This window comes from Psychrobacter communis (assembly GCF_014836505.1).
Lineage (GTDB): Bacteria > Pseudomonadota > Gammaproteobacteria > Pseudomonadales > Moraxellaceae > Psychrobacter > Psychrobacter faecalis.
In genome coordinates, this window is sequence record NZ_JACSQR010000083.1 from 1 (window position 1) to 801 (window position 801).

The 801-nt window shown below is 41.1% G+C and carries 2 protein-coding genes; both read left to right on the forward strand.

Going from position 1 to position 801, the window contains the following annotated elements; translation table 11 throughout:
* Positions 1–150 (forward strand): zinc ribbon domain-containing protein (locus H9653_RS12370; RefSeq protein ID WP_191692590.1); only part of this gene is annotated, 150 nt, incomplete at its 5' end.
* Positions 151–180: 30 nt separating this feature from the next.
* On the forward strand, positions 181–762 hold the full coding sequence (locus tag H9653_RS12375; protein ID WP_225211769.1) for a nuclease-related domain-containing protein: 582 nt from the start codon (positions 181–183) through the stop codon (positions 760–762).
* The last annotated feature ends 39 nt before the right edge of the window (positions 763–801 follow it).

Sequence of the window (801 nt, forward strand, 5' to 3'; positions counted from 1 at the left end):
CGCCAAAATAGTCCGAAAGGTAGGACGGGTCTTGGAATAAGAGAATGGCTTTGCGAGTGCGGTGTCACTCATGACCGCGATATTAATGCGGCAAAAAACATTCTCGCGCTCGGGCTTGAGCGTCTAGTAGTAGGAATCCCCTCACTTTAGGGAGGGGAGGAAGTCAAATAGTAGAAAACCATGTCTTTGATGTCCAGCTTTAAAGGTATCGTCGGCGAGATCGTCATCAATGTAGCTATGTGGCTAAAACTTGATAAAGATATTTATCATCGCCTAAACAATATCACTCTGCCATTAGCAGATGGTGGTAGTACCCAAATTGACCATGTTATCGTCTCTAGGTATGGCATCTTTGTCATCGAAACCAAAAACTATAAAGGCTGGATTTTTGGTAATGAGAAGCAAAGACAGTGGACGCAAGTCATTATGGGTCGCAAGTATAAATTTCAAAATCCATTGCGGCAAAATTATTTGCATATAAAAACGCTGTCTGATTTATTAGAACTGGAGATGAGTTATTTCCATTCGATGATTGCCTTTATCGGCGAGTGTGAGCTTAAAACTCGCGATGAACTACCTGAGCATGTATTGACGAGCGGCATGGCATCTTATATTAAGAAAAAACAAGATAAAATGCTTACCGATGAAGAAGTCAAAGCCATTGTTGAGCAAATTGAAAACAATCGATTTAGCAAGTCTTGGCGTACTAACAGAGCGCATAAAGCCTATCTAAAAGCGAAAGAGGACTCCACCCGACATTAGGGTGGAGGTGAATTTCGCCTAGTGTTTATTATATTTTTA

Excerpts from the sequence above, each read along its gene's own strand:
- H9653_RS12375 (WP_225211769.1), top strand. The coding sequence starts at position 181 with ATGTCTTTGATGTCCAGCTTTAAAGGTATCGTCGGCGAGATCGTCATC.